The following is a 22,250-nucleotide window of genomic DNA, read 5'->3' as shown; positions in this document are numbered from 1 at the left end:
GGTGACCTCGACACACCTGCTCCGTTCCTTGAGGGAGTGTCAGGGCGATTGGAGCGCCATGAAGGGGTGGCGAACGTGATCGCCGAGAGAATCGAAGCGCTCGATGTGGCCGCGTCGGTAGCGAGCCGCGACTTCCGGTGACAGCGACCTGAGGCCGGACATCCGGGGTCAGCGCCGACACCGGCGACGGCGCGCGGGTGCGATCCTCGACGGCGGGCAGTATTGACGCGAGAGCTTTGCGGCCGGCGGCGTTCAGTCCACGCCGATGAGCCGGACACGGGATAAACAGATGCCCCGACATGAAGCCATACCCAGTGAGGCGCTTTGCCATTGTGATGGCACTTGGCATCGTGGTCGCAGCGTGCGGCGGCGATGGCGGCACCAGCAACGAGACCGATGACGGGTCGACGAGCGCGGCAGCGGCCGGCGAGGCCGAGATCGCAGAGACCGAGATCACAGACAAGGCCGCCGAGCAATCCGACGCAGCGGGCGCGGTGATGATCACCATCGAGAGTTGGCGATCAGATGACGCTGCAATCTGGGATGAGCAGATCATCCCGGCATTCGAAGCGCAGTTCCCTCACATCGATGTGGCGTTCACGCCGACCGCCCCCATCGGGTACGACGCAGCGCTCGACGCTCGGCTCGCCGCAGGCACCGCAGGCGACGTGATTGCCTGTCGCCCGTTCGACACCTCGCTGGCACTGTTCGAGCGCGGCGATCTGGCATCGCTGATCGACTTGCCGGGCATGGAGAACTTCAGCCCGGTCGCCAAGATCGCCTGGTCCACCGACGACACAAGCACACCGTTCTGCGTTCCGGTGGCGTCGGTGATCCACGGCTTCATCTACAACAAGACAGCGTTCGACGAACTCGGGCTTGTCGAACCCCGCACTGAGGAGGAGTTCTTCGAGTTGCTGGAGGCCATCTCCGACGACGGAAGCTACGTTCCCCTGCTGATGGGCACCGCCGATCGGTGGGAAGCGGCGACCATGGGCTTTGAGAACATCGGCCCCAACTACTGGAAGGGCGAGCAGGGCCGGCGAGCGCTCATCGGCGGCACCGCCAAGCTGACCGATCAGGCCTACGTCGACACCTTGACGACGCTGCAGCGATGGTCGGAATATCTGCCCGACGGTGCATCCGCACTGACCTACGCCGATGCTCAGAATCTGTTCACTCGGGGCGGCGCAGCGGTGTATCCGGCGGGTTCGTGGGAGATAGCGGGCTTCACTGCCGAGTCCGATTTCGAGCTCGGTGCGTTCCCCCCGCCTCCTCGCGCCGGCCAGGACACCTGCTACATCAGCGACCATACCGACATCGGCTTGGGACTGAATGCGGCATCGGGCGCCCCGGAGGCTGCACGGACGTTCTTGGCGTGGGTGGCGTCGAGCGAGTTCGCCCGAGTGCTGGTGAACGCGCTGCCGGGGTTCTTCAGTCTTCAGGACTCGCCGGTGGCTTCGCCAGATTTGCTCGCGCAGGAGTTCGCGTCATGGCGCGACGACTGCGAATCGACCATCCGCATCTCGTCTCACATGCTCTCCCGAGGCGAGCCGAGGCTCGAGGACGAACTGCGGGCAGTCAGCGTCGGCGTGCTAACCGCAGGCATGGATCCCCTCGACGGCGCACGGCGCCTCGGGGCGGCACTCGACGCCTGGCACACACCGGCCCGTTAGGCGACCCTTCGCAGCTGTTTGGCGAACGACGACGCGTCGTGGCCGCGGACAGGTGCCACGGCGGGGTCCGCCGGCTCAGCCCTCATGCACCGCCGAGAGGAATCCGCAGCAGCCAGCCGGGGCGGATCATGTCGCCGTGGGCGAACACGCTGCCGTCGGCTTGGCGCAGCCCTCGATTGGCGAGCACGATCCGGTTGTAGAGATCCGAGTCGCCGTAGAAGCGCCGTGCGATTCCGGCGAGCGTGTCGCCGATCGTCACGCAGTAGGTGACGTACGCGGCATCGGCGGCGTCGGCAGCGCTGGGTGCCGCGATCGGCGTGGGGACACACAGCGTCCAGCCGGCCCGGATCATGTCCGAGCTGTCGAAGATGGCGCCGTCGGCCTGGCGAAGCCCCCGATTGGCCTCGTAGATGCGCTGCCATGCTGTGGCGTCGCGGTAGAACGCGAGCGCCATGCCGCTCAGCGAGTCGCCCGCCTTCACCGTGTAGCTCACGCAGAACCCGTTGTCGGTCTGCCCGGCCGAACCGACCGATGGCGGCTGCCCATCTGGGTCCACCGGTGCGGTGTCGCCGCGAGTCGCATCGGCGCTGCTGTGGGGGTCGGCGTCCGGTTGGTCGTCGCTGTCGCCGCCGTCGGTCCCATCCATGCCGCCGGGGCTGTCGCTGTTGGGGTCGTCGACGTTGTCCGTGTCGCTGTCGTCGGGGCTGTTGCTGTCCTTGTCGCCGTCGCCGTCGGGGTCGGGGTCGGCTTCGTCGCCAACCGTGTCGTCGTCCTCGCTGCGCGTGTTGCCGCGATTGGCGACCAATGCGATTTCGGTGCTTCCCACAGGTTCGATGGTTGCCACCGACCCGGCAGCGAACGTGCGCTCGCCGATAGTGACCCGGAGGGTCTTGGCGGCGTCAGCGGTGCTGGTGCGAGTCGAGGTCACCCGGACCTTGGCGTCGGTGTCGTTCGCGGGCAGGTCGAACACCATCCGGCGTCGGTTCTCGCCGAGCGATTCCCAGCCGTCGCCAGTGTCGGCTTCCACGATGTAGTCGACGGACAGGTCGGCCGTGCCGTCGGTCTCGATGAACACACGCACGAAGTTCTCCACCCGCCGCGCCAGCTGCACCGTCATCTCCGTCGACTCGCCCGGCGAGATGACCGCAGGGTCGGCCGCGCCGAGGCGAATCCGCACTTGGGCTTGCGCGGCCTGCACCGGGGCGCCTCCCGTGCTCGAACCGATGCTGCTGCGGCCTGGGCTGGGGTCTACGGTCGGCGTGGGGTCGAGGGTCGGCGTCGTGTCACCCGTCAGCTTCGGCTGCTGCGGCGGGTCGTCGTTGTGGATAGTGAGCGTGTGCCGGTTCTGTGAGCCGACGGTGTAGCCGGTGCCGCCCGCGAGTTGCACGACGACGGTCTCGCCGGAGTCCATGACGCTGTCGTCTATGAGGGTGACGCGAATGGCGACGCTGGTCGCGCCGGGGTTCACGCTGACAGTGCCGGAGGACCCGCTTGCGCCGATGATGGAGTAGTCGGTGCCGAGGGTCGCTGTGCCCGAGAGGCTGTAGCCCAGCGTGATGGCCGATGCGGGCGCAGGCGACAGGCTGACGGTGATGTCGTGGGTGCCGCCGTCTTCGTCCGCGCTTGACGATGCGGCCCCGAACTGTGCCGATGGCACGTCATTGTCCGCAAGGCTCACGGTGACGCGTGACGGCGAGCCGGCAGTCACCTCAGCGGGCAGGACGCCGAGTTCGACGATGACGGTCTCGATCACCTCATCGTGGCTGTCGTCGGTCGCGGTGAGCGTCGCGGTCCCGTCCAGCTGGCCTGCGGAGATGACGATGCTGGCGCCCAGGCTGTAGTCGGCAGCTTGTGCTGTGGAAGTCGACGCCGCCCCGATGGGGATGGTCACCGACTGGCTCAGCCTCGAGCTCAGCGTGGCAGTCACCGACACCGAACTGCCTTCGGTCACCGACAATGGCGCCGACAGGCTCACCGAAGGCGTCGGCGGCGGCTGAGCAGTGTCGTCGTCGACGACTGTCACCGAGACTGCGCCGATGCTCAGGCTGGTGGGATATCCGCCGGCTGTGTCGGCGGAGGCGACGGCGTGGGTGATGGCGGCGATGCGCTGGTTGCCGGGGTTGACGATGCTGTCGTCGACGCCTTTGACGGCAACGGTCTGCGCCACTGACCAGTTCATCGGTGTGAAGGTGAGCGTCACGTTCGGGGCAGAGGCGCCGCCGTTCGTGCTGACCTGCGCGCCGGGCGCGGCCGAGGCCGTGACTGCGACGTCGGTCGTGGGCTCGGTGTCCAGCACGACGGAGTACGAATCGGTCAAGGTGGTGCCGTCCTCGCTGACCGTCGTCGATCCGTCCGATTCGGTGACGGTGACTCCTGCGGTGTCGTCGTCGTGAACAGTCACGCTGACGCTTCCGCCACTTTGGCCGTGGTAGCTCGAGTCGGCGGAAGTGAGCGTGTGCGAGATGCTTGCGGTTCGGCGGTTGCCCGGGTTGTCGATGTAGTCGTTCTGGCCGGAGACCGTGACGCTGCGGGCCGTCGACCAGTCCGACGGAGTGAACGTCAGCGACACATTCGGCAAGGCGGCGCCGCCGGCCAGTTGAACTTTGGCGGCTGAGGGAGTTCCCGACGTGACGGTGACGGTCACGTCGGCGGACGGTCGCCGCGTGAGCGCGATGGTGTAGGTGTCCGTGCCGCCGTTCTCGCTCACCGACGTGCTTCCGCTTGATTCGCTGACGGACAGACGACCCCTGTCGACCGTCTTGTCGTAGACGTCGGTTGAGCCGCTGGAACCGCTGCCGAGGGTGTACTTGGCAGCGTTCGGTACCAGGGACAGCCCGATCGTTCCCGGACTTGACGCCAAGCGCCCCCTGGTGCTCGAACACAGATCGCTCCCGTCGCTCTCCGGATTCTCGCTCGGACCGGGCCTTCCGTTGTTGCCATTGGGGCAATAGCGGATGTTGCCGTTGCTGTCGCGATACTGGAAGTTGATCTCAGCCCTCGTTTGCAGGCTGACCCGTGCTGTGGGCTGGTTGGCCGAGATGGTGATCGCCGTGGTCGTCCCGTTCGTGGGGTCGCCGGTGTGGGTGTCGTGATTCTCGCTGATCGAGTAGCGCAGCGTGAGGTCCGCAGACGGCGCTGGGTCGGCGCGGATCGTGAAGTGGGCGACGCTGCCCTCGTAGATCCAGTCGTGCTCGGCGGTGACGGTGACGATCGGCTTGGTGACGGCGGCCGCAGCGGTACCGCTCAGGGGCACGAGCACCAGCAGCGGGGCCGCGAGCGCAGCCGCAGCAGCGGCACACGCGGCTCGACAGCTTCCGCGGACGCGTGGCGGGCGATGAGAGGTCATTCGGCGATCTCCACGGAAGCCACGAGGGGGGCTGCCAGCCGTCGCGACGAGTACCGCGCACAGCGGCGTATGTCAATCGTCGATTTCGATGCGACAGGCGCGAGTCGTGTTCAGCCCAGCGGGCGGCCGAAGGGCAATTCGTCTTGCCATGTGCGCAGGAAGGCCTCGGCTCGGTAGCACGCCGCCATGAACGGGCCGTCGGGGTGGCCGGCGGTCTCGGACATGACAGCGTTCACGGTGTCCGATGTCGCCGAACGCAGGTCGTCGTGAGTGAGCACCGGATCGGCCCACCAGCCCAATGCCGGACCGACGGCGGTCACGAAGTCAGCCGCGACTGCGGTGCCCGCAGCGCGCAGCACGGCCAGTGCCTTGGACGACACTGCGGCCGGCGAGAACGCCACGACCGGTGTGGCACCGGCCATCGAAGCGCCGTCACCAGACATGGCGCCGGGCTTCGAGCCGCAGAACAGCACGTCGACGTCGTCTCTCCAGACCGTCCACGGTTTCGCCGGTTCGCCGTCGCCTGACAGCGTGGCCACGCACATGTCGCCGTCAGCGAGCCACGCTTCGGTGAGCGCCACGGGGTCCAGCATGCCGCCGTCAATCCGGTCGCCAGTGCAGCCCTTCGCGGTCGCGACGCGGACGACGGCGGCGCCGGCCGCCGCTGCCTCGCGTGCGATGCCCATGCCCGCAGGGCCGAATCCCTCGACGGCGATGCGCTTGCCATCGAGGCCGCCGACGAGGCTGGAAGCCGCTGCGGTAGCGCCGACGCCGATGAGCTCGTGGTTGAACGAGATTCCGTCGCGGTCGTCGTTGCCGATGAGGTTGCGCTGATCGTGGGTCAGCACCGGCGCCAGCACGTCAGCGTCGAGTCGCAGGCCGGGGCTGGTGGAGAGCCTGCCGGTGGCGAAGTCGTCGACGAGCTCCGATGCCAGCGCCTCAACAGCGGTGGCAGCCTCGGACGGGTCGGACTTCAGGCCGATGCTCGCGCCGCTGCGCTGCTGCTCGAGGGTGGCGAACACATAGGTGAGGTGTCGCACGAGCATCGTCGCATTGCCGGGGATGAGGCGGCTGCCGAGTCGGGTCTCCCCGACGTAGTGCTGGGCGCCGGGCAGGTCATAGATGACAAAGCCGGGTGTCGATTCGAGCTGGCGGGTCTCCACAGGCCAAGTCTGCCACTGCCCGCCCGACAATCCCTGAGTGCTCGCAGATGGAACTGCGTCCGCGGGGCGGCCGGTGTCTTGACATGCACTATTTGTAAGGTAGTGTTACTAACAATATGGCAGAGGCATCGGGTACCGCCGTGCTGAGACTGCTCAGCGGGCAGCGAATCGCCGACGCGCTCTTCGCTGCGCATCCGGGTCGGATGTCGCGTGCGGATATCGCTCGCGCCACCGGGCTGTCGAAGCCGACGGTGTCGGCGCTGATGGCCGACATGGAGTCGGTCGGCCTGGTTCGGATGGCCGAGGCGAGTGCCCGGTCGGGTTCGATTGGTCGACCCGCATCGCTCTACGAGCTCGTTCCGTCGGCCCGTCACTGCGTCGTGGCCGATATGGGAGCGACGCGGATGCTCATCGGCCTGGCAGACCTGCTGGGCAACGTGGTCACAGAGGTAGAGCTCGAAACTGGTCCCGATGCGCATACGGCGTTGGAGCGGCTCGTGACGGCGGCGTCGTCGATGCTCGCGGAATCCGGACGGCCCTGCCATGCGGTGTGCGTCGGCGTGCCGGGGATCTACCGGCCCGAGCAGGACCAGGTTGAGCAGGCTCTCAACCTGCCCGGCTTCGACGGTCTCGAGGTCGGCGCCTACCTGAGCGAGCGCTTCGGTGTCCCCGCGTTCGTGGAGAACGACGTCAACTTGGCCGCCTTGGGCGAGCTTGCTCGCTTGAGCGATGAGGAAGCAGGCGGAGACTTCGCTGCGGTGTTCGCTGGTACCGGCATCGGTTTGGGCTTGGTGGTCGGGGGAGAGCTGTATCGCGGCGGCACAGGCTCGGCGGGCGAGCTGGGCTCGCTGGCAGTGGCCGTTCCGCAGCGCGATGCGACCCCCGTCACGCTCGAAGACGTGGCGTCGGCCCCGTCGATCCGCAAGCGCCTGGGAAGGGCCATCGAGGATGGTCGCCCCTCGACGCTCGATCCAGGCGCCGACATCGCAGAGATTCTCGCCGCAGCGGGACGTGGCGACACAGCGGCCACCATGGTGCTGAGCGAGGTCGCGGGCGCGATGGCGTTCGCGGTATCGCATCTGTGCCTCATCGCGGATCCGACTCGCATCGTGTTCGGCGGACCGGTCGGCGCTGATCTCGTCTTCATCGACGCCGTGCGGGATGGCCTGTCGAGCCTCGTCACGACGGCTCCGGAATTGATCGCTTCCAGTCTTGGAGATCGGGCAACGCTCATCGGCGCGGCGTCCATGTCCCTGCGGCACGTGCGCGAATCGCTGATTACGGAATTCCTCGGGGAGCAGCAGTGAGCCCGGCGCCCGACCGCGCCCCACCCGCCCCCGCCCCCGCGACCGCGCCAGAACGCGCCGCGGCGACCGTCGACGGCGACGAGGTCGTTCGGTTGGTGCGGGAAGCCACCGCCATTCCCAGCGTGACGCCCAACGAAGGGCCCTTCGCCGAGTGGGTGCTTGACGCCATGAACGCCGCCGGCGCTTTCGACGACACCGGTTCGGCTGCGTTCGAGCCCGGCAGGCCCAACGTGTGGGGCTCGGTGGGGGGTTCGGAAGGCCGGTCCCTGCTGCTTGCCGGCCACCTGGACACGGTGGCCACGCAGGATTGGTCCCAACACTGGAAGGGCACCGAGCGCGCGGATCCATTCGGCGCTCATGTGATCGACGGCGAGATCTGGGGCCGCGGCGTGGCAGACCAGAAGGCAGGGATCTGCGCCATCGTCGAAGCGGTCAGCGCGGTCCGGCGTGCCGGGCTTCGGCCCGCCGGCAATGTGTCGGCGCTGTTCGTGTGCGACGAGGAGTCGGGCCAGCCCGGCAGCGGTGTGTCGGCCGGCATACGTGCGGCTGTGCAGGGACGCAGCGGCCCGGTCCCGAGCGCGGACTTTGCGATTTACACCGAGCCCACAACTTCCGCGATCTACACGGCGCAGATGGGTTTCTTGATCGCCGACATCACACTCACCGGAGTGTCGGCCTATTTCGGCCGGCCCGAGCTGGGCGTCGATGCGTTGCGGGCAGGTCATTCGCTGCTGGCGCGGCTGTGGGAATGCTCTGAGGGGCTGCGGAAGTCTGTGCCGTCTCACGAATTGCTGGGTGAGGCGTTCCTGCTGGTCACGTCGGTCTCTGCTGGCGGCAACATCGCCGTGCCGGGCCGGTTCGACCTGTCGCTGATTCGCAAGCTCCTGCCGGGCGAGAGCCTCGACGATGCGGCAGAGCAGATCCGCTCGATCGCTGTGGACGCAGCGGAGGCCCACGGTGTCGACTGCGCCGTCGAGTTCAACGCCGCTCGCGACCACCCGGTGGGCGGCACGCCCGACGAGATCGGCGCCGGCCATCCCGGAGTGCGGGCGCTGGCTGACTCGATCGAGGCCGTGACCGGCGAACCTGCACGTGTCGACGGCGCTCCCTACTGGTCAGAGAAGTCGTTCCTGGCAGACCTGGGGATTCCCAGCGTCTATTTCGCTCCGGGCGACATCTCGAATTGCCATACGCCATTCGAGCGGCTCGGCATCGACGAGCTCGTGACGGCGACCCGCACCCTCGCGCACTTCATCGCTGCGTGGTGCGAGACCACTGATCCATAAACGGAACCCTGGGAGGGGACATGATCAACAACACACGGACACCCCGGCTGCTGTTGTGGGTGTCGCTGATCGCGGCATTCACACTGTTCGCCGCGTCGTGCGGCGATGACGGCGGTGACGGCGACGGTGCAACTCCGGCGACCGCCGCCGCGCCAGCAGCGACGGAACCCGAACCGGAACCTGAGCCCGAACCCGAGCCGGCACCCGAGCCGCCGAAGACACAAGGCCCCGGCGGCGAAGAAGCCATCGCGTCGGGCCAGATCACGCTGAGCGACGACGAGATCGCCGAGGTGCAGCAGGGGGGCTACACAGCGGCGCTGCTGTGGCACACGGCCGGCGCGTTCACCGACGCGGTGAGCCAGGGCGCCCGCGACGCATTTGCAGAACTGGGAATCGAGGTGGTCGCCGAGACGAACGCGAACTTCGACGCAGCCCAGCAGGCCAATGACGTCGAAACGGTCATGGCCCAGCAGCCGGACGTCATCATCAGCCTCGCCATCGGCCCCGATGCGGGTGCGGAGGCGTTCCGCCCGGCGGTGGAGGCGGGGGTGCAGCTCGTGTTCCTGTCCAACATCCCGCAGGGTTACGTGCACGGCGAGGACTACGTGGGCATCGTGACTGATGACTTGGCCGCCATGGGCATCACCGCGGCAGACCTGCTTGCTGAAGCCCTCGGCGGCGAAGGCGAGGTGGGCTACATCTTCCACGATGCTGCGTACTACGTCACCAACCAACGGGATCAGGCGTTCAAGTCCTGGATCGAGATCAACTATCCCGGCATCACGATCGTCGCGGAGCAGGGGCTCGCCGACCCGGCCGCCGCTGAGGAGATCGCCACGGCGATGCTGACCCGCCACCCTGATCTGGATGGCATCTACGCCCCGTGGTCGGCCGGCCCAGCCGACGGGGTGCTGGCCGCCCTGCGTGCTGCGGGCGCCTCCGATGTAGCGCTGGTGACGATGGACCTCGACACCAACGTGTCCCTCGATCTCGTCGAGGGCGGCAACGTCGTGGGAATCGCAGCCGACGAGGCATACAACCTCGGTCGCACGATGGCGCTGGAAGGGGCCTACGGGCTGTTGGGCAAATCGGCACCGGCGTTCGTCGTGGTGCCTGCGATCGGTGTCACCGCCGACAACATCGTGGAGGGCTACCAGCAATCGCTCGCGGCCGATCCCCCCCAAGAAGTGCTCGACGCGCTGGACCGCTGACGAGGAATCCCTCCCCGTGGCTCGTGCCCCGTCGGCGAGACTCGTCGGCGGGGCACGAGAATTCCATCGTCGTCTACATGAGTGAGTTGCGGTCGGTCAGTTGACTGAATCTTCGATCAGACGGTTCGCCCAGCGCAGGCAGTTCGCCGCGCCTCGCCAGTATGTGGTCTATGCCGCCGCGGGCCTCATCTTCGTCCTGTTCGCTGTCGTGCTGCGTGACGACGGGTTTGTCACCGTCTCGAACCTGTTGAACATCGGCCGTCAGGCGGCGCCGATCGCTGTGATGGCGGTCGGAATGGCGTTCGCGCTCGGCGCAGCCGAGATCGATCTGTCCATCGGCTCGGTTGCGGCGCTGTCGTCGCTGGTGGTGGCTGACGCTGTCGGCAGCTTCGGGTTCGCTGCCGGTGTCGCGATCACGTTGGCGATCGGCGTCGGGATCGGGGCCGTCAACGGGCTGATCGCCGTCAAGGTCCGCATCCCGTCGTTTCTGGTCACGCTGGGGACGCTCGGCATTGTCAGCGGCATCGCCCGCAACCTCAACAACCTGCAGTCGCTGCCGATCCGCAACGACACCTACCTGAACGTGTTCGGCGCCGGATCGCTGGGACCGATCTCGTCGCTGCTGATCTGGACCGTCATCGTCGGTGCCGTCGGCCATCTGGTGCTGCACCACTTGCGCTGGGGCCGACATGTGCTCGCCGTCGGCGCAGATCGTTCCGCTGCTGGGGCGTTGGGGATCAAGACGGATCGGGTCCGTATCACCGCGCTCGTCGCCAGCGCCTCGGCTGCCTCGCTTGCGGGGATGCTGCTGGCCGGCCGGCTCGCTATCGGCCGCCATGACCTCGGCGAGAACCTGCTGCTGACGGTGATCGCCGCGGTGGTCATCGGGGGTACCAACCTCTTCGGCGGGCGCGCCTCGGTCGCAGGCGCCATCACTGGATCGATCGTCATGGCGATGCTCAACAACGGCCTGATCCTGATGGGTTTGCGCGTCGCTGATCAGCTCATCGCCCGTGGGGTGATCATCATCCTCGCCGTTGCGCTGAGCATGCGAGAGCACAAGGAGGCCTGAGGTGTTCCTGCGCACGCTCCTGCAGCGCAACCCCGGATTCGTGCGCGCTGCCGTCGATCTGCACCAAGCCGGCGTGATCCCTGCCAACAGCTACGTGCTCGACCTCGACGCGATCGAAGCCAACACAGCCGGTCTGTGCAGCCATGCCCGAGATCTGGACCTCACCGTGTACGCGATGACCAAACAGATCGGTCGCGCACCCGCAGCACTCGACGCGATCGCGGCAGGAGGCGCCGACGGGTTCGTCGCGGTGGACATGGCGTGTGCGCGCCCGATTGTGCGCCGCGGCCACAGCCTCGGTCATCTCGGCCACCTCGTGCAGGTGCCTCGCGGGGAGGCTCCCGAGGCGGCCGGCTTGGCGCCCGACTACTGGACGGTGTTCTCGCGCAACAAGGCGGACGAAGCTGCCGCGGCCGCTCGCAGCCGTGGCCGCTCGCAGCCGCTGCTGGTGCGCGTCTTCGACGATGGCGACGAGTTCTACGCAGGTCACGAGGGAGGGATTCCGCTGAGCGACCTGCCGGCCATGATCGACCACATCGCCTCGCTTGACGGCGCGACCTTCGCCGGGCTCACCACCTTCCCTGCACTGCTGTACGACGGGTCGTCTCAGAGCGCTCGCATCACCCCGAACATGAGCACCCTTGCTCGGGCCGCCGCCGTCGCCCATCGCCGTCATGGGGCCCCAAGCCAGCTGCAGCTCAACGCCCCCGGCACCACCTCAACCGAGGTGCTGCGGTTGCTGGCCGAGGCCGGTGCGACCCAGGTGGAACCTGGCCACGGCCTCAGCGGCACCACACCGCTGCATGCGGTGCGCGAACTCCCCGAGCTGCCTGCAGTGCTCTACCTCAGCGAGATCGCCCACCTGCACCACGGAGTTCCGCTGTGCTTCGGCGGCGGCCTGTACATCGACCCGGTGTTCGGCGACTACCAGGTGCGCGCTGTCGTGGCCGACGATCCTTCGGAGATCGCGACGCCGCCCGTGCCGGTCGAGATGCCCAGCCCGGCTGCGATCGACTACTACGCCAAGCTGGTCCCCGCGGGCGAGCGCACCTTCAAGGAAGGCTCGACGGTCATATTCGGTTTTCGGGTGCAGGCCTTCGTCACCCGTGCGTTCGTCGCCTGCGTCGCCGGTGTTGCCCACCGCAGGCCTCGCGTCGTCGGCGTCTGGAATGGCTTCGGCGACCCGGTCCAGTTCGAGGAGCCGGCATGAACGCCGGAGCAACGGTCGCCGCCCTCGAGGTGGAGGGCCTGTGCAAATCCTTCCGGGCGGTGCAGGCCCTGGACCACGTAGATCTCGTGCTCCGCTACGGCGAGGTCACAGCCCTGCTGGGCGATAACGGCGCGGGCAAGTCGACGCTCGTGAAATGCGTCGCCGGGGTGTACGCGCCCGATGCGGGAATGATGAGGGTCGACGGCGCCGAGACGTCGATCACCACCCCCGACGCAGCCCGAGCGCTGGGCATCGAAACCGTCCATCAGACGCTGGCCGTCATCGACACGCTCGACGTCGCAGAGAACCTCTTCCTCAACCGCGAGCACACCCGTGGGGGGCCAATCGGCGCGTGGCTCGGCGTGCTCGACAAGAAGCGCATGCGAAGCGAGACCGAGCACATACTCGAACGGCTCGGCATTCGCATTCCGTCGCTGCGACATTCCATGGGCGCGCTGTCAGGCGGCCAACGCCAAGCTGTCGCCATCGGACGAGCCACCGCCTGGGGCCGCCAGATCGTCATGCTCGACGAGCCCGCAGCAGCCCTTGGGGTGGAACAGGCGGCCCGAGTGCTCGACCTGATACGGAACCTGCGCGACGGCGGAGCGGCGGTGCTGCTCATCACCCACAACATGGATCGGGTCAGCGACGTCTGCGACCGGGCGGTCGTGCTGCGCCAAGGGCGCAAGACCGCCGAGGTCGCCGTCGCCGACGTCACCAAGGACGACCTCGTCGCCTACATCACCGGCGCCAAGACCCAGCAGGTCTTCCGATGAGCACCATCGCCGCCGCCGACCCTCTCAACGACTCGCCACCCGCCGATCGCGACGGCCTGGCCGCGCAACTCGGCATTGACGTCGGCGGCACCAGCATCAAGGGAGCCATCGTCGACCTGCACACCGGCCAGCTCGCGGGGCCGATCCACAGCGCGCAGACACCGGGCACGGCGACACCAGAACAAGTATCGGCACTCGTCCGGCAGATGGCTGCGGCAGAGCACTGGACAGAGCCAGTCGGAGTCGCATTGCCGGGCGTGATCGTCGGATCGTGTCTGCGCCACGCACCGAACCTCTCCAGTGCGTGGGAGCGTGAGGGCGCACTGGATCGGCTCCGGACGCCAGGCGACGCGGAAATCGTGCTCATCAATGATGCAGACGCCGCCGGACTCGCCGAACTCACCTACGGACAACCCGACAGACCCGACAACGGTCTCACCGTCGTGCTCACGTTCGGCACCGGCATCGGAAGCGCCCTGCTCCACGACGGCAACCTCATCGCCAACTCCGAACTGGGCGGACTCGCGGTTGACGCCGTCCGGTTCGAAGATGTCGCGTCGGGACGTGCCATCTCCGACGACGAGCTCACGCCTGCGGGGTGGGCCGAACGCGCCCAGCCGTACTTCGATCAGCTCGAAGCAATGCTCAACCCGGGTCGGTGGGTTCTCGGAGGCGGGCTCAGCGAGAGCTTCGAGAAGTATTCGTCTCGGCTGAAGTTGTCCAAGCCGGTGGACATTGCGCACCTCGGCATGCATGCCGGAATCGTCGGTGCCGCAGCCGCCGTCGAACGGTCTGGCCTATCGGGTAGGCCATCGGATCGGCGATGAGAATCGTCGTGGCCCCCGACCGGGCTGCGGCGGCGCAGCACGCGGCGGACATCGTCGAACGATTCGTCAACAGCGCCGTAGCGACAGCGCTGGGCATCGCCACCGGCGAAACCATGGAAGGACCTCTCGCCGAGATCGCCGGACGCTGTCAGCGGGGGGCACTGAGCTTGGCTCATACCGAGGTGTATCTGCTCGACGAGTACGTCGGCCTCAAACCCGACGATCCCTGCTCATTTGCCAGCACCGTCAACCGGCTGCTTGTCCAGCCCACCGATCTCTCGCCGGGCGCCATGCACGGGCCCAACCCGCACAACCCGGACCTGTACGCCGAGTGCGCCGACTACGAACGACGTGTACGCGCCGCCCGCATCGGGCTCCAACTGCTCGGCATCGGAACCAACGGTCACATCGCCTTCAACGAACCAGGTTCGTCTCTCGCCAGCAGCACGCGCGTGGTCCAGCTCAACGAGCAGACCCGCAGCGACAACGCCCGCGCCTTCCCCGACGGCACCTGCCCGCCAAGAGCGGCAATCACACAGGGAATCGCCACGATCCTCCTGGCCCGCAAGCTGCTCCTGGTCGCATGCGGACAACCAAAAGCCCGCCCGGTCGCCCGGGCTCTCGAGGGACCGGTCACCAGATCAGTGCCTGCCTCGGCGCTGCAACTGCATCCCGACGTCACCGTCGTCGTGGATCCTCCAGCCGCAGCACTCTTGGCAGATGAGCCCAGTCAGCCTTGCCGCCAAGCCTGAGAAACCGAAATCCCGCGCGGTGTCTAGCCTTGGCCGTTGTGCGGCGAGCGGCCATTGTCCTGTGTGCATCGGTTCTCGTCGCCGCTTGTGGCGGCGATGTGACAACACCGACCACCACTGCGCCAGCCGGCACCGAATCCGCTGACGCGCCCGTGGTCACCGCGCCAGTTGATGCGCCGGCTACTTCGGCGGAGGCCACGTCCGCTTCAGACGCGCCGCCTGGCCAGACGGAGGTGTTCGGCACGGCGCTGCCGCAGTTCGAGCAACTGGAAGACGACCCCGCCGTCGGGCGAACGCCGCCGGTGGTGGTCGGCCCAGACCTGCTCACCGGCGAATCTGTGCGCATCGAGAGTCAAGGACGGCCGATGGTCGTGGCCTTCTATGCCCACTGGTGCCCGCACTGCCAAGCCGAGGTGGACGATCTCACCAAGTGGCTGGAATCCAATGAGCTGCCCGCCGGCGTCGACTTCTACGCCGTCTCGGTGCTCGAAGATCCCACCCGCGGCAACCATCCGCCGGAGAAGTGGCTGCGAGACAAAGGCTGGCAGCATCCCGTCGTTGCCGACACGCCGGCGCTGTCAGTCGTCGATGCATTCGGTCTTCAGTCGGTGCCGTACCTCGTTGCCGTCGATGCAAACAACGAGGTGGTCCTGCGGTTCGCCGGCAACATTCCCGGCGGCCCGCCGGAACTCGCCGCATTGTTCACCTTTCTGCTCGAACCCCCCTCCTAGAGGGTTTGAGCTGCGAGACGCAGATGCCATAGCGGGCGCACCAACGCGCGCGACCACGAGCAGGGCTGCCACTCTTTGCCTATGGCAGAGGGCGAAGCTGCGCCGCGCCGCGCCCTGAGGCGCACCGGCACGCAGACTTGGCGCGCCCTCGCAGGGGCCGCCCGCGGGCGGCCTGCTGGCCGCGCATTACTCCGTCCGGTGGCCAGGCTGCACCCGTTCGGCTTCTTGCGCGGCTTGCTCGGCCCCGACATCACCGGCGCCCGCCAGAGCCTCACGGCGCTCGCGGTCAGCAGCTTGACCGCCACAGCGGCAGGTGTGCTGCTGGCCGCGGTCACCGGGACGCTCGAGCGCCTGCCGGGCCTGCTCGTGCTGGTTCCTGCTGCGATCGGCATGCGGGGCGACATCTTCGGCGCGCTCGGCAGCCGTCTCGCCACGACCATTCACGCAGGGACGTTCCGCGCGACGGCTCGGAGCGACACGATCGTCGGTCAGAACGTGATTGCCGCAGCCGTGCTGACACTCGTGACGGCGGTGGCGCTCGGCGTGATGGCCAAGGTGCTGGCGCCGGTGTTCGGGCTCTCCGACATCATCGGTGTCACCGATCTCATCGTGGTCTCCGTCGTCGGAGCGCAGCTCGCTTCCATCGTCGTGCTCGTCGTGACACTTGGGCTCGCAGCGAGTTCCACACGGCGAGGCTGGGACCTGGACAATGTCAGCGCGCCCCTCATCTCCGCGATGGGCGACGTCGTGACGCTTCCGGCGCTGTTCCTGGCCAGTTACCTCGTCGGGATCACCGCCCTCACGCCGCTTATCGCGATCGTCAGCGCCATCGGGGCCGCTGCTGCGATGGCTTGGGCGTGGCGTTCGGGACTGGAACAGCTCTGGCAGATCCTGCGCGAATCCATACCGGTACTGTGCGTCGGCGGCCTCGTGCTCATCGTGGCCGGCGTGGTGATCGAACACCGTCTCGATGACTTCATCGACAAGCGGGCGGTGCTCATCTTGGTGCCCGCGTGTCTGGCAGCCGCGGGTGCCATCGGCGGCATCTTGTCGAGCCGGCTGTCGACCAAGCTGCATCTCGGCGTCATCGAGCCCCGGGCGCTGCCTCAACGCGGCGCTCGGCTCGACATTCTGTTTGCCTTCACCCTGACCGTGCCGGTGTTTGTGCTGAACGGCGTGCTCGCCAGCGCAGCAGCAACCGTGTTCTCGATGTCGACACCGGGTGTGGCTCGGCTCGTGGCCATCTCGCTCATCGGCGGCATGATCGCCACGGCGCTGGCCGGGGTCATCGCCTATTACGGCACGGTTGTTGCCACTCGTATCGGCGTCGACCCGGACACCTATGGCATCCCGCTCGTCAACAGCACGGTCGACCTCGCCGGTGCCGCGGCGCTCGTGCTGGCCGTCAGCTGGGTCGGCCTGTCATGACAGGCGCAGTGCAGCAGCCTGTCATGACAGGCGCAGTGCAACGGCCAGTCGTGACAGGCGCGATGTGGCAGCTGTCATGAATTCAATCTTCCTTCCCGTGCCGCTGTGCCTACGCTGTGGGCGGCGGCGCAATCGTGTCCCCAAGCTGAATGGAGCTCGTCGCGTCGCCCGCTGACGATCTGAAATGCGATCAGACCCTGAAGACAAACCCCGAAATCTGAAATCCATGCTCGCGGAGGCCAAGGACGCGTCCGAGCTCATGGTCGATCTGGCCTACGCCGCGCTCTACTTCGACGACGAGGGCATGGCCGACGCGGTGCTGGGTCTCGAAAAAGACATGTCCGCCTTGGTGCACGAGATGCGGTCGCTGGCGATGCTGGCTGTGCGGCACCCGCGCGAGGTGGACGGAATGAGCTCGGTCCTGCAGGTGGTGTCATCCATTGAGCAGATTGCCAATGCGGCAGTGGACATCTCCAAGACGGTGCTGCACCACCTGGGCATTCCTCGTGCGCTCATCGTGGATCTGGCGCAAGCGGCCGAGGTATCGCACCGGTTGGTCGTAGCCGCCGGCAGCCACTTGGCGAACCGGCCGCTGCGTGACATGGAGCTGCCGGTAGCCGTCGGCATGCGCGTGGTCGCCATTCAGCGAGGACGTCACTGGCTGACCGACGTCGGCGGCGACAGCATCGTGGAGCCCGGCGACGTGCTGTTCATGCGCGGCGACCCAGCGGGCATCGTGCGGCTGCGGGAACTGGCCGCCATGGAGCGCTGGAACCCTCCCGAGCCCGACGAAGAGCATGCGCTCAGCGACCTCGATCGGGCCGTCGACACGCTGGTCGAGATGAAGAACCTGTCCGAAGCGGCCATCGGACTGGCATATTCCTCGCTCGTGTTGCACGACCTGTCGCTGGCCCGCGAGGTGCGGTCCATGCAGGAGCGGCTTGACGGCATGAAGGTCTCCATGCAGACGTGGGTGCTGCGCGCAGCGGCGGATATGGCCGCCGATGCCCCAGACGCCGATCCCGCGGGCCTGCGCGGCCTGCTGCACGTGGCCGAAGCAGCGGAAGACATCGGTGATCAGGCTCGCAACATCACCTCCCTCGTCCTCGAAGACGAGGACATACACCCCGTGCTGGCGCTCGCACTCGGCGACACCGATGACGTGGTGGTTCAGGTGCCGGTCGCACCCGGCTCTGAGGCCGACGACTCGACGCTCGCGTCACTGGGTTTGGCGGTGGACCCCGGTTATCACGTGCTGGCCATTCGCCGTGCCGCCAGCTACATATACAACCCGCCGCGCACGGTGCGGCTGTGGGTCGGAGACGAGCTGCTCGCATCGGGGCCCGAGGAGGGGCGCGACCGCCTCGCTGCGATCTGCGGCTACTCCATAGACGTCGATGAGGAAACCGGGCACATCGAGCTGACACCGACCGGATGACCGCCGTGACTCTCTCCGGCGGCCTCCGACAGACAGTCGGCGCAGCGCTCATGCCGATAGCTTGACCGCCGATGTCGCAGGACACAGGTCTGTCAATTCTCGCGGTTCATGCTCATCCCGACGACGAAGCATCGAAGGGCGCGGGCACGGTCCGCCGGTACGCCGATGAGGGCATCCGCACCACGCTCGTGTGCTGCACCGGCGGCGAAGAAGGCGACATCCTGAACCCGGCGATGGACCGGCCCGAGGTGAAGGACAATCTGGCTGAGGTCCGGCGCGCAGAGCTGGATGCGTCCGCAGCGGAGATCGGATACGACGAGGTGGTCATGCTGGGCTACCGCGACTCCGGAATGCCCGACACCGAAGCCAACGCCCATCCCGACGCTTTCGCCAACGCAGACCTCGACGAAGCCGTTGCCCGGCTCGTGACCGTGATCCGCCGAGTGCGCCCGCACGTCATCCTGACCTACCCGCTGGTGCAATCGCGCTACCCGCATCCCGATCACCTGCAGGTCACCGCAATCTGCATTCCTGCCTTCGCTCACGCCGGCGAGCCGGCCTGGCGCCCCGAGTGCGGACCGGCCTTCACGCCGATGAAGATGTACGCGCCCGTCTGGTCCCACAAGCGGATGCGCCTCATCCACCAAGCCTTCCTGGACCTGGAATTGGAGTCTCCGTTCGACGAGAAATGGCTCGGAAGGCCGAGTCGGGACGACCGCATCACCGCGGTCGTCGAGGTCGACAACGCGGTGCGGCGCAAGGCGCTGCTGGCCCACGCCACCCAAGTCGACCCCGACTCGCCGTTCTGGTTCGGATTGCCTGACAACGTTGCCGATTCGATCCATCCGTACGAGGAGTACATGTTGCTCGAGTCGCGCATCTCGACCGAGCCGATGGAGAGCGATCTGTTTGCCGGACTGCGCCGGTGAGCTTCCTCGACGACGAGTTCCTGGCGACGTGGGCAGACGCTGGCCATGAGCCTCTCGGGACGGTGTCGGGCACGATCGTGATGAAGACTGCCGGCGGCCCCGACGGCAAGGTCGCCGTCAGCCTGTTGTTCGAATCCGGCGTTTTGACGTCGGCGTCTGCGGGAACCACCCGGGGTGCCGACCTGACGCTCGAAGCCCCGTGGCAGCTCGCAGCCGACGTGGTTTACGGCGATGCCGATCCCGCCCGGTACTACATGGCCGGGGATCTCAAGGTGTCCGGCGATATGGCGCTGTGGCTGGAGCTCCTGCCGGCATGGCGCGCCGCGGGCTCACTGGGCGCACCAAACTGAGCAGAGCCGGCGTGGGTCAGCCAGCGCCGGACCGCTGTAGCGCCCGCAGCTCCCGATAGCCCACGAGCCAGATCCCGCTGCGCTCGATATGTGTGCGCAGCTCGGCGTTGTCACGCAGGTGCAGCAGGTCTTCGACGCGCGAACCCCATTCGGCGGTCAGCGACCTCCTACGGTTCACTGTTCGTTGCAGCCGGGTATGCGTTGATCGTGCCGATACTAGTACATCTGGCCCAAAACGCGACACTAGCTGTGGTGGGGAACCGAACAGCATGACATTGCTACCGACGCTCGTACTAACGACTAGCGTTGCTGCCGCTTGGTTTGCAATATATCGACTGCCGTTAGCCGATCGACAGCGCGCGAATCGCGTTGCCTTGGTGTTGGGTACGATCACTTCGCTTCGCCCCGCGTTGGCATACGCCATATCTGGCACGATCCTCTATGCCGCTCTAGGTATGGGAGCATGCATAATTGTTGCTGATCTCGCACGCATATCGTTCACGGATCTTTTCCTAACGAATCTCAGTTTAGAGCTGCTGGCTTCAACATGTCTAGGTCTGATCGGTAGTTTGTCTTGGGTAGCCATGGGTGTGGGTACTGTGATGGCGATTCGACCGGCTACTGACCTCCGGAATTCGATTTGTAAGGTACGTTGGTTGGCCGTACTCGATGCGATCCCGCTGAGAGTGCGATTTGCTGCACCGATGCTGGGCGCCTTGGTTGAGGAAATCTACTTCCGTGGCGTGGTATATGCAGCAGTTGATGCCGCGGGTGGCAGCGCATGGCTTGCTTTTGCGACGGGCGCGCTATTGTTTACGGCAGGCTAGGTCATGTTTTGCGATAACAAGGTGGCTGCCTTGGTGATCGGTTCGGCGAGCCTAGTTATTTCGGTCTTCGGTGGTATTCTGGTGGTCGCCTACAACAACGTCCTCCCGGCCCTGGCAGTTCATATGTCATTTGCATGCTACTATTCAAGTATGTCTTTCTATTCTGGCGAGATGAGCCGCCAATCGTGACCTGTTCGGTTGCCACCTGCTTTTTGCGCCGGGCCGCCCGGAGACCGTGGCCATCGTGAAGCTCAATACATCACCGCCCCTGCGGGCACGAAAGGTAAGCGTCAAATACGGCGATCTATATGGTGTACGTGACGTGGATGTCGATCTTGATCCTGGCGAAATCCTGGGCATCATCGGACCCAACGGCGCGGGCAAGACATCGTTAATTGAGTGCATTGAAGGATTACGTAAAGGATCGGCTGGCGAAATCAGGCTCTTCGGCCTGGATCCCATCAAGCATCGGGGCAAGTTGGCCGCTCGGATCGGTGTACAGCTCCAGCCGACATCTTACCCGTCGCGTACAAGAGTGAATGAACTATGCGAATTGTTCACCGGCTTCTATGAGTCTCCGCGTTCCTTCGCCGATCTGCTCGCTCAGTTTGGGCTAGATGCACGGCGAACCGAGTACGTAGACAGGCTCTCAGGCGGTGAGCAACAGAAGCTGTCACTCGTCTTGGCCTTGATTGGACGACCCGAGATTCTGTTTCTGGACGAACTCACGACAGGCCTCGACCCGGTGGCGCGCCGTGCGACCTGGGAGATACTACGGACGCTGAGCGAAGCCGGCACAGCGATTGTGCTCACATCGCACCATATGGATGAAGTCGAAACACTCTGTGATCGCGTCATGTTGCTCGTAGACGGCGCCGTACGCGAGAGCGGAACGGTAAAGCACTTTATCGATCAGTGTTCAGATTGGAATCATTACGTTTTGGATGCGAATATTGGTGACAGGCTTGATCTCGATACGCTCCAGCGCCTCAATCATGTCACGGCAGCAGAACGTCAAGGCCGTCGTATCGTCCTGCGTGGGCCATATCCGGCTGGCCACGACGCGATAGCGGCCGCCGTGCGTGACCATGGAGGCGACCCAAGCCAGATTCGTCATAAGTCACCGAGTATGGAGGATGCCTTCATCTATCTCACGGGTTTAGCGCCAGAGGAAGGCTCCAATGCTCGTTAGTGCTATCCGCTTTGAGTGGCGTCGAATCCTGCGCTTCTTTCCCACCGTTTTCTTCTCGCTGGCATTTCCAGTTATGATGTTGCTGATTTTCGGTTCGATATTCGGCAACGGGCCAGCCGAAATATTCGATGGCCTCGGTACGGTAGACATCACGGTCCCCGCCTATATGGCATTAGTAATTGCTGTTACCGGAGTGATGAGTTTTCCGCTGACTATGGCAGAATATCGTGACAAAGGAGTTCTGCGTCGCCTGTTGGTGACGCCGGCGAAGCCATCGACGTTACTGTTGGCACAGTTGATCGTCAATCTGGTACTTACACTTGTGGGACTGATCCTCTTGGTGGTGGTCGGGGCCCTTTTTCTGGATCTTCGCATGGCTGACAACTGGTTCGGATTGGTACCGGCACTGCTGTTGGTGTTGATGTCAACCTATTCGATCGGTTTCCTCATCGCATCATATGCACCGAACGAGCGAACTGCCACCGTTGTCGCTATGCTCGTCTATTTTCCCATGATCTTCTTGTCGGGTGCTACATATCCCTTAGAACTGATGCCGCCGGCGTTCCAGACCGTAGCTAAAGCACTGCCGTTAGCGTGGGGTATCGATCTTTTGCAAGGCGTCTGGCTTGAGGCTATCGATCCAAACTGGACTACTGGAACCGCGATCTTGGCGGGATCTACATTCGTCTGTTCTGTGCTGTCAATCCGCTGTTTTCGATGGGATTGAAC

General features: G+C 65.9%; 20 protein-coding genes. 17 read left to right on the top strand and 3 right to left on the bottom strand.

Features of this window, described 5'->3' with window-relative positions; all coding sequences use genetic code 11:
• Positions 1–299: 299 nt before the first annotated feature.
• Positions 300–1,676 (top strand): ABC transporter substrate-binding protein, encoded by a 1,377-nt coding sequence (locus ACOGJB_RS06195; RefSeq protein ID WP_419839941.1) that lies wholly within the window; start codon positions 300–302, stop codon positions 1,674–1,676.
• 82 nt (positions 1,677–1,758) lie between these two features.
• Here the strand turns inward: ACOGJB_RS06195 and ACOGJB_RS06190 are convergent, their stop codons facing one another.
• Both ACOGJB_RS06190 and ACOGJB_RS06185 read right to left on the bottom strand, forming a co-directional pair.
• Positions 1,759–5,022, bottom strand: a complete 3,264-nt coding sequence (locus ACOGJB_RS06190) for a Calx-beta domain-containing protein (protein ID WP_419839940.1) — start codon at positions 5,020–5,022, stop codon at positions 1,759–1,761.
• Positions 5,023–5,132: 110 nt separating this feature from the next.
• Positions 5,133–6,185, bottom strand: a complete 1,053-nt coding sequence (locus ACOGJB_RS06185) for a hypothetical protein (protein ID WP_419839939.1) — start codon at positions 6,183–6,185, stop codon at positions 5,133–5,135.
• A 116-nt stretch (positions 6,186–6,301) separates the two neighbouring features.
• Here ACOGJB_RS06185 and ACOGJB_RS06180 point away from each other — a divergent pair, with 116 nt between their 5' ends.
• From ACOGJB_RS06180 to ACOGJB_RS06120, 13 genes are all read left to right on the top strand, one after another.
• Positions 6,302–7,492 carry an ROK family transcriptional regulator gene (locus tag ACOGJB_RS06180; RefSeq protein WP_419839938.1) on the top strand — a complete coding sequence of 397 codons (1,191 nt, stop codon included), beginning with the start codon at positions 6,302–6,304 and terminating at the stop codon, positions 7,490–7,492.
• Entirely contained in the window at positions 7,489–8,778 is a 1,290-nt protein-coding gene (locus ACOGJB_RS06175) for a M20 family metallopeptidase (RefSeq protein ID WP_419839937.1), read from the top strand. The genes ACOGJB_RS06180 and ACOGJB_RS06175 overlap by 4 nt, the downstream gene beginning before the upstream one ends.
• A 20-nt stretch (positions 8,779–8,798) precedes the next feature.
• Positions 8,799–9,989, top strand: coding sequence for a substrate-binding domain-containing protein (locus ACOGJB_RS06170; protein ID WP_419839936.1), 1,191 nt, complete (start codon positions 8,799–8,801; stop codon positions 9,987–9,989).
• Positions 9,990–10,089: 100 nt separating this feature from the next.
• Positions 10,090–11,061, top strand: coding sequence for an ABC transporter permease (locus ACOGJB_RS06165; RefSeq protein WP_419839935.1), 972 nt, complete (start codon positions 10,090–10,092; stop codon positions 11,059–11,061).
• A 1-nt stretch (position 11,062) separates the two neighbouring features.
• Positions 11,063–12,271, top strand: a complete 1,209-nt coding sequence (locus tag ACOGJB_RS06160; RefSeq protein ID WP_419839934.1) for an alanine racemase — start codon at positions 11,063–11,065, stop codon at positions 12,269–12,271.
• Entirely contained in the window at positions 12,268–13,047 is a 780-nt protein-coding gene (locus tag ACOGJB_RS06155) for an ATP-binding cassette domain-containing protein (protein WP_419839933.1), read from the top strand. The genes ACOGJB_RS06160 and ACOGJB_RS06155 overlap by 4 nt, the downstream gene beginning before the upstream one ends.
• Positions 13,044–13,874 (top strand): ROK family protein, encoded by an 831-nt coding sequence (locus tag ACOGJB_RS06150; RefSeq protein WP_419839932.1) that lies wholly within the window; start codon positions 13,044–13,046, stop codon positions 13,872–13,874. Before ACOGJB_RS06155 ends, ACOGJB_RS06150 begins: the two co-directional genes overlap by 4 nt.
• The gene (locus tag ACOGJB_RS06145) at positions 13,871–14,626 is read left to right on the top strand and encodes a glucosamine-6-phosphate deaminase (protein WP_419839931.1); all 756 of its coding nucleotides are present in this window, start codon (positions 13,871–13,873) and stop codon (positions 14,624–14,626) included. The genes ACOGJB_RS06150 and ACOGJB_RS06145 overlap by 4 nt, the downstream gene beginning before the upstream one ends.
• Positions 14,627–14,724: 98 nt before the next feature.
• On the top strand, positions 14,725–15,357 hold the full coding sequence (locus tag ACOGJB_RS06140; RefSeq protein ID WP_419839930.1) for a TlpA family protein disulfide reductase: 633 nt from the start codon (positions 14,725–14,727) through the stop codon (positions 15,355–15,357).
• An 81-nt stretch (positions 15,358–15,438) separates the two neighbouring features.
• Positions 15,439–16,785 (top strand): magnesium transporter, encoded by a 1,347-nt coding sequence (locus tag ACOGJB_RS06135; protein ID WP_419839929.1) that lies wholly within the window; start codon positions 15,439–15,441, stop codon positions 16,783–16,785.
• 226 nt (positions 16,786–17,011) lie between these two features.
• Positions 17,012–18,223 carry a potassium channel family protein gene (locus ACOGJB_RS06130; protein WP_419839928.1) on the top strand — a complete coding sequence of 404 codons (1,212 nt, stop codon included), beginning with the start codon at positions 17,012–17,014 and terminating at the stop codon, positions 18,221–18,223.
• Between the two features lie 71 nt (positions 18,224–18,294).
• Positions 18,295–19,152 (top strand): PIG-L family deacetylase, encoded by an 858-nt coding sequence (locus ACOGJB_RS06125; RefSeq protein WP_419839927.1) that lies wholly within the window; start codon positions 18,295–18,297, stop codon positions 19,150–19,152.
• Positions 19,149–19,502 (top strand): SCP2 sterol-binding domain-containing protein, encoded by a 354-nt coding sequence (locus ACOGJB_RS06120; RefSeq protein WP_419839926.1) that lies wholly within the window; start codon positions 19,149–19,151, stop codon positions 19,500–19,502. The genes ACOGJB_RS06125 and ACOGJB_RS06120 overlap by 4 nt, the downstream gene beginning before the upstream one ends.
• Positions 19,503–19,518: 16 nt before the next feature.
• Here ACOGJB_RS06120 and ACOGJB_RS06115 read toward each other — a convergent pair whose 3' ends face one another.
• Positions 19,519–19,680, bottom strand: coding sequence for a hypothetical protein (locus ACOGJB_RS06115; protein ID WP_419839925.1), 162 nt, complete (start codon positions 19,678–19,680; stop codon positions 19,519–19,521).
• Positions 19,681–19,879: 199 nt separating this feature from the next.
• On the opposite strand from ACOGJB_RS06115, the gene ACOGJB_RS06110 reads away from it, so the two are divergent.
• The 3 genes from ACOGJB_RS06110 (at position 19,880) to ACOGJB_RS06100 (ending at position 22,248) form a co-directional block, all read left to right on the top strand.
• Complete coding sequence (locus tag ACOGJB_RS06110) at positions 19,880–20,329, top strand: hypothetical protein (protein ID WP_419839924.1); 450 nt, start codon at positions 19,880–19,882, stop codon at positions 20,327–20,329.
• 244 nt (positions 20,330–20,573) lie between these two features.
• Positions 20,574–21,521, top strand: a complete 948-nt coding sequence (locus ACOGJB_RS06105; protein ID WP_419839923.1) for an ABC transporter ATP-binding protein — start codon at positions 20,574–20,576, stop codon at positions 21,519–21,521.
• Positions 21,511–22,248, top strand: a complete 738-nt coding sequence (locus ACOGJB_RS06100) for an ABC transporter permease (RefSeq protein ID WP_419839922.1) — start codon at positions 21,511–21,513, stop codon at positions 22,246–22,248. The genes ACOGJB_RS06105 and ACOGJB_RS06100 overlap by 11 nt, the downstream gene beginning before the upstream one ends.
• Positions 22,249–22,250: the final 2 nt, after the last annotated feature.

It is taken from the genome of Candidatus Poriferisodalis sp., assembly GCF_965208895.1.
Lineage (GTDB): Bacteria > Actinomycetota > Acidimicrobiia > Acidimicrobiales > Poriferisodalaceae > Poriferisodalis.
Note: the sequence above shows the minus strand (reverse complement) of the source record. Positions and strands in the feature narration are given on the sequence as shown.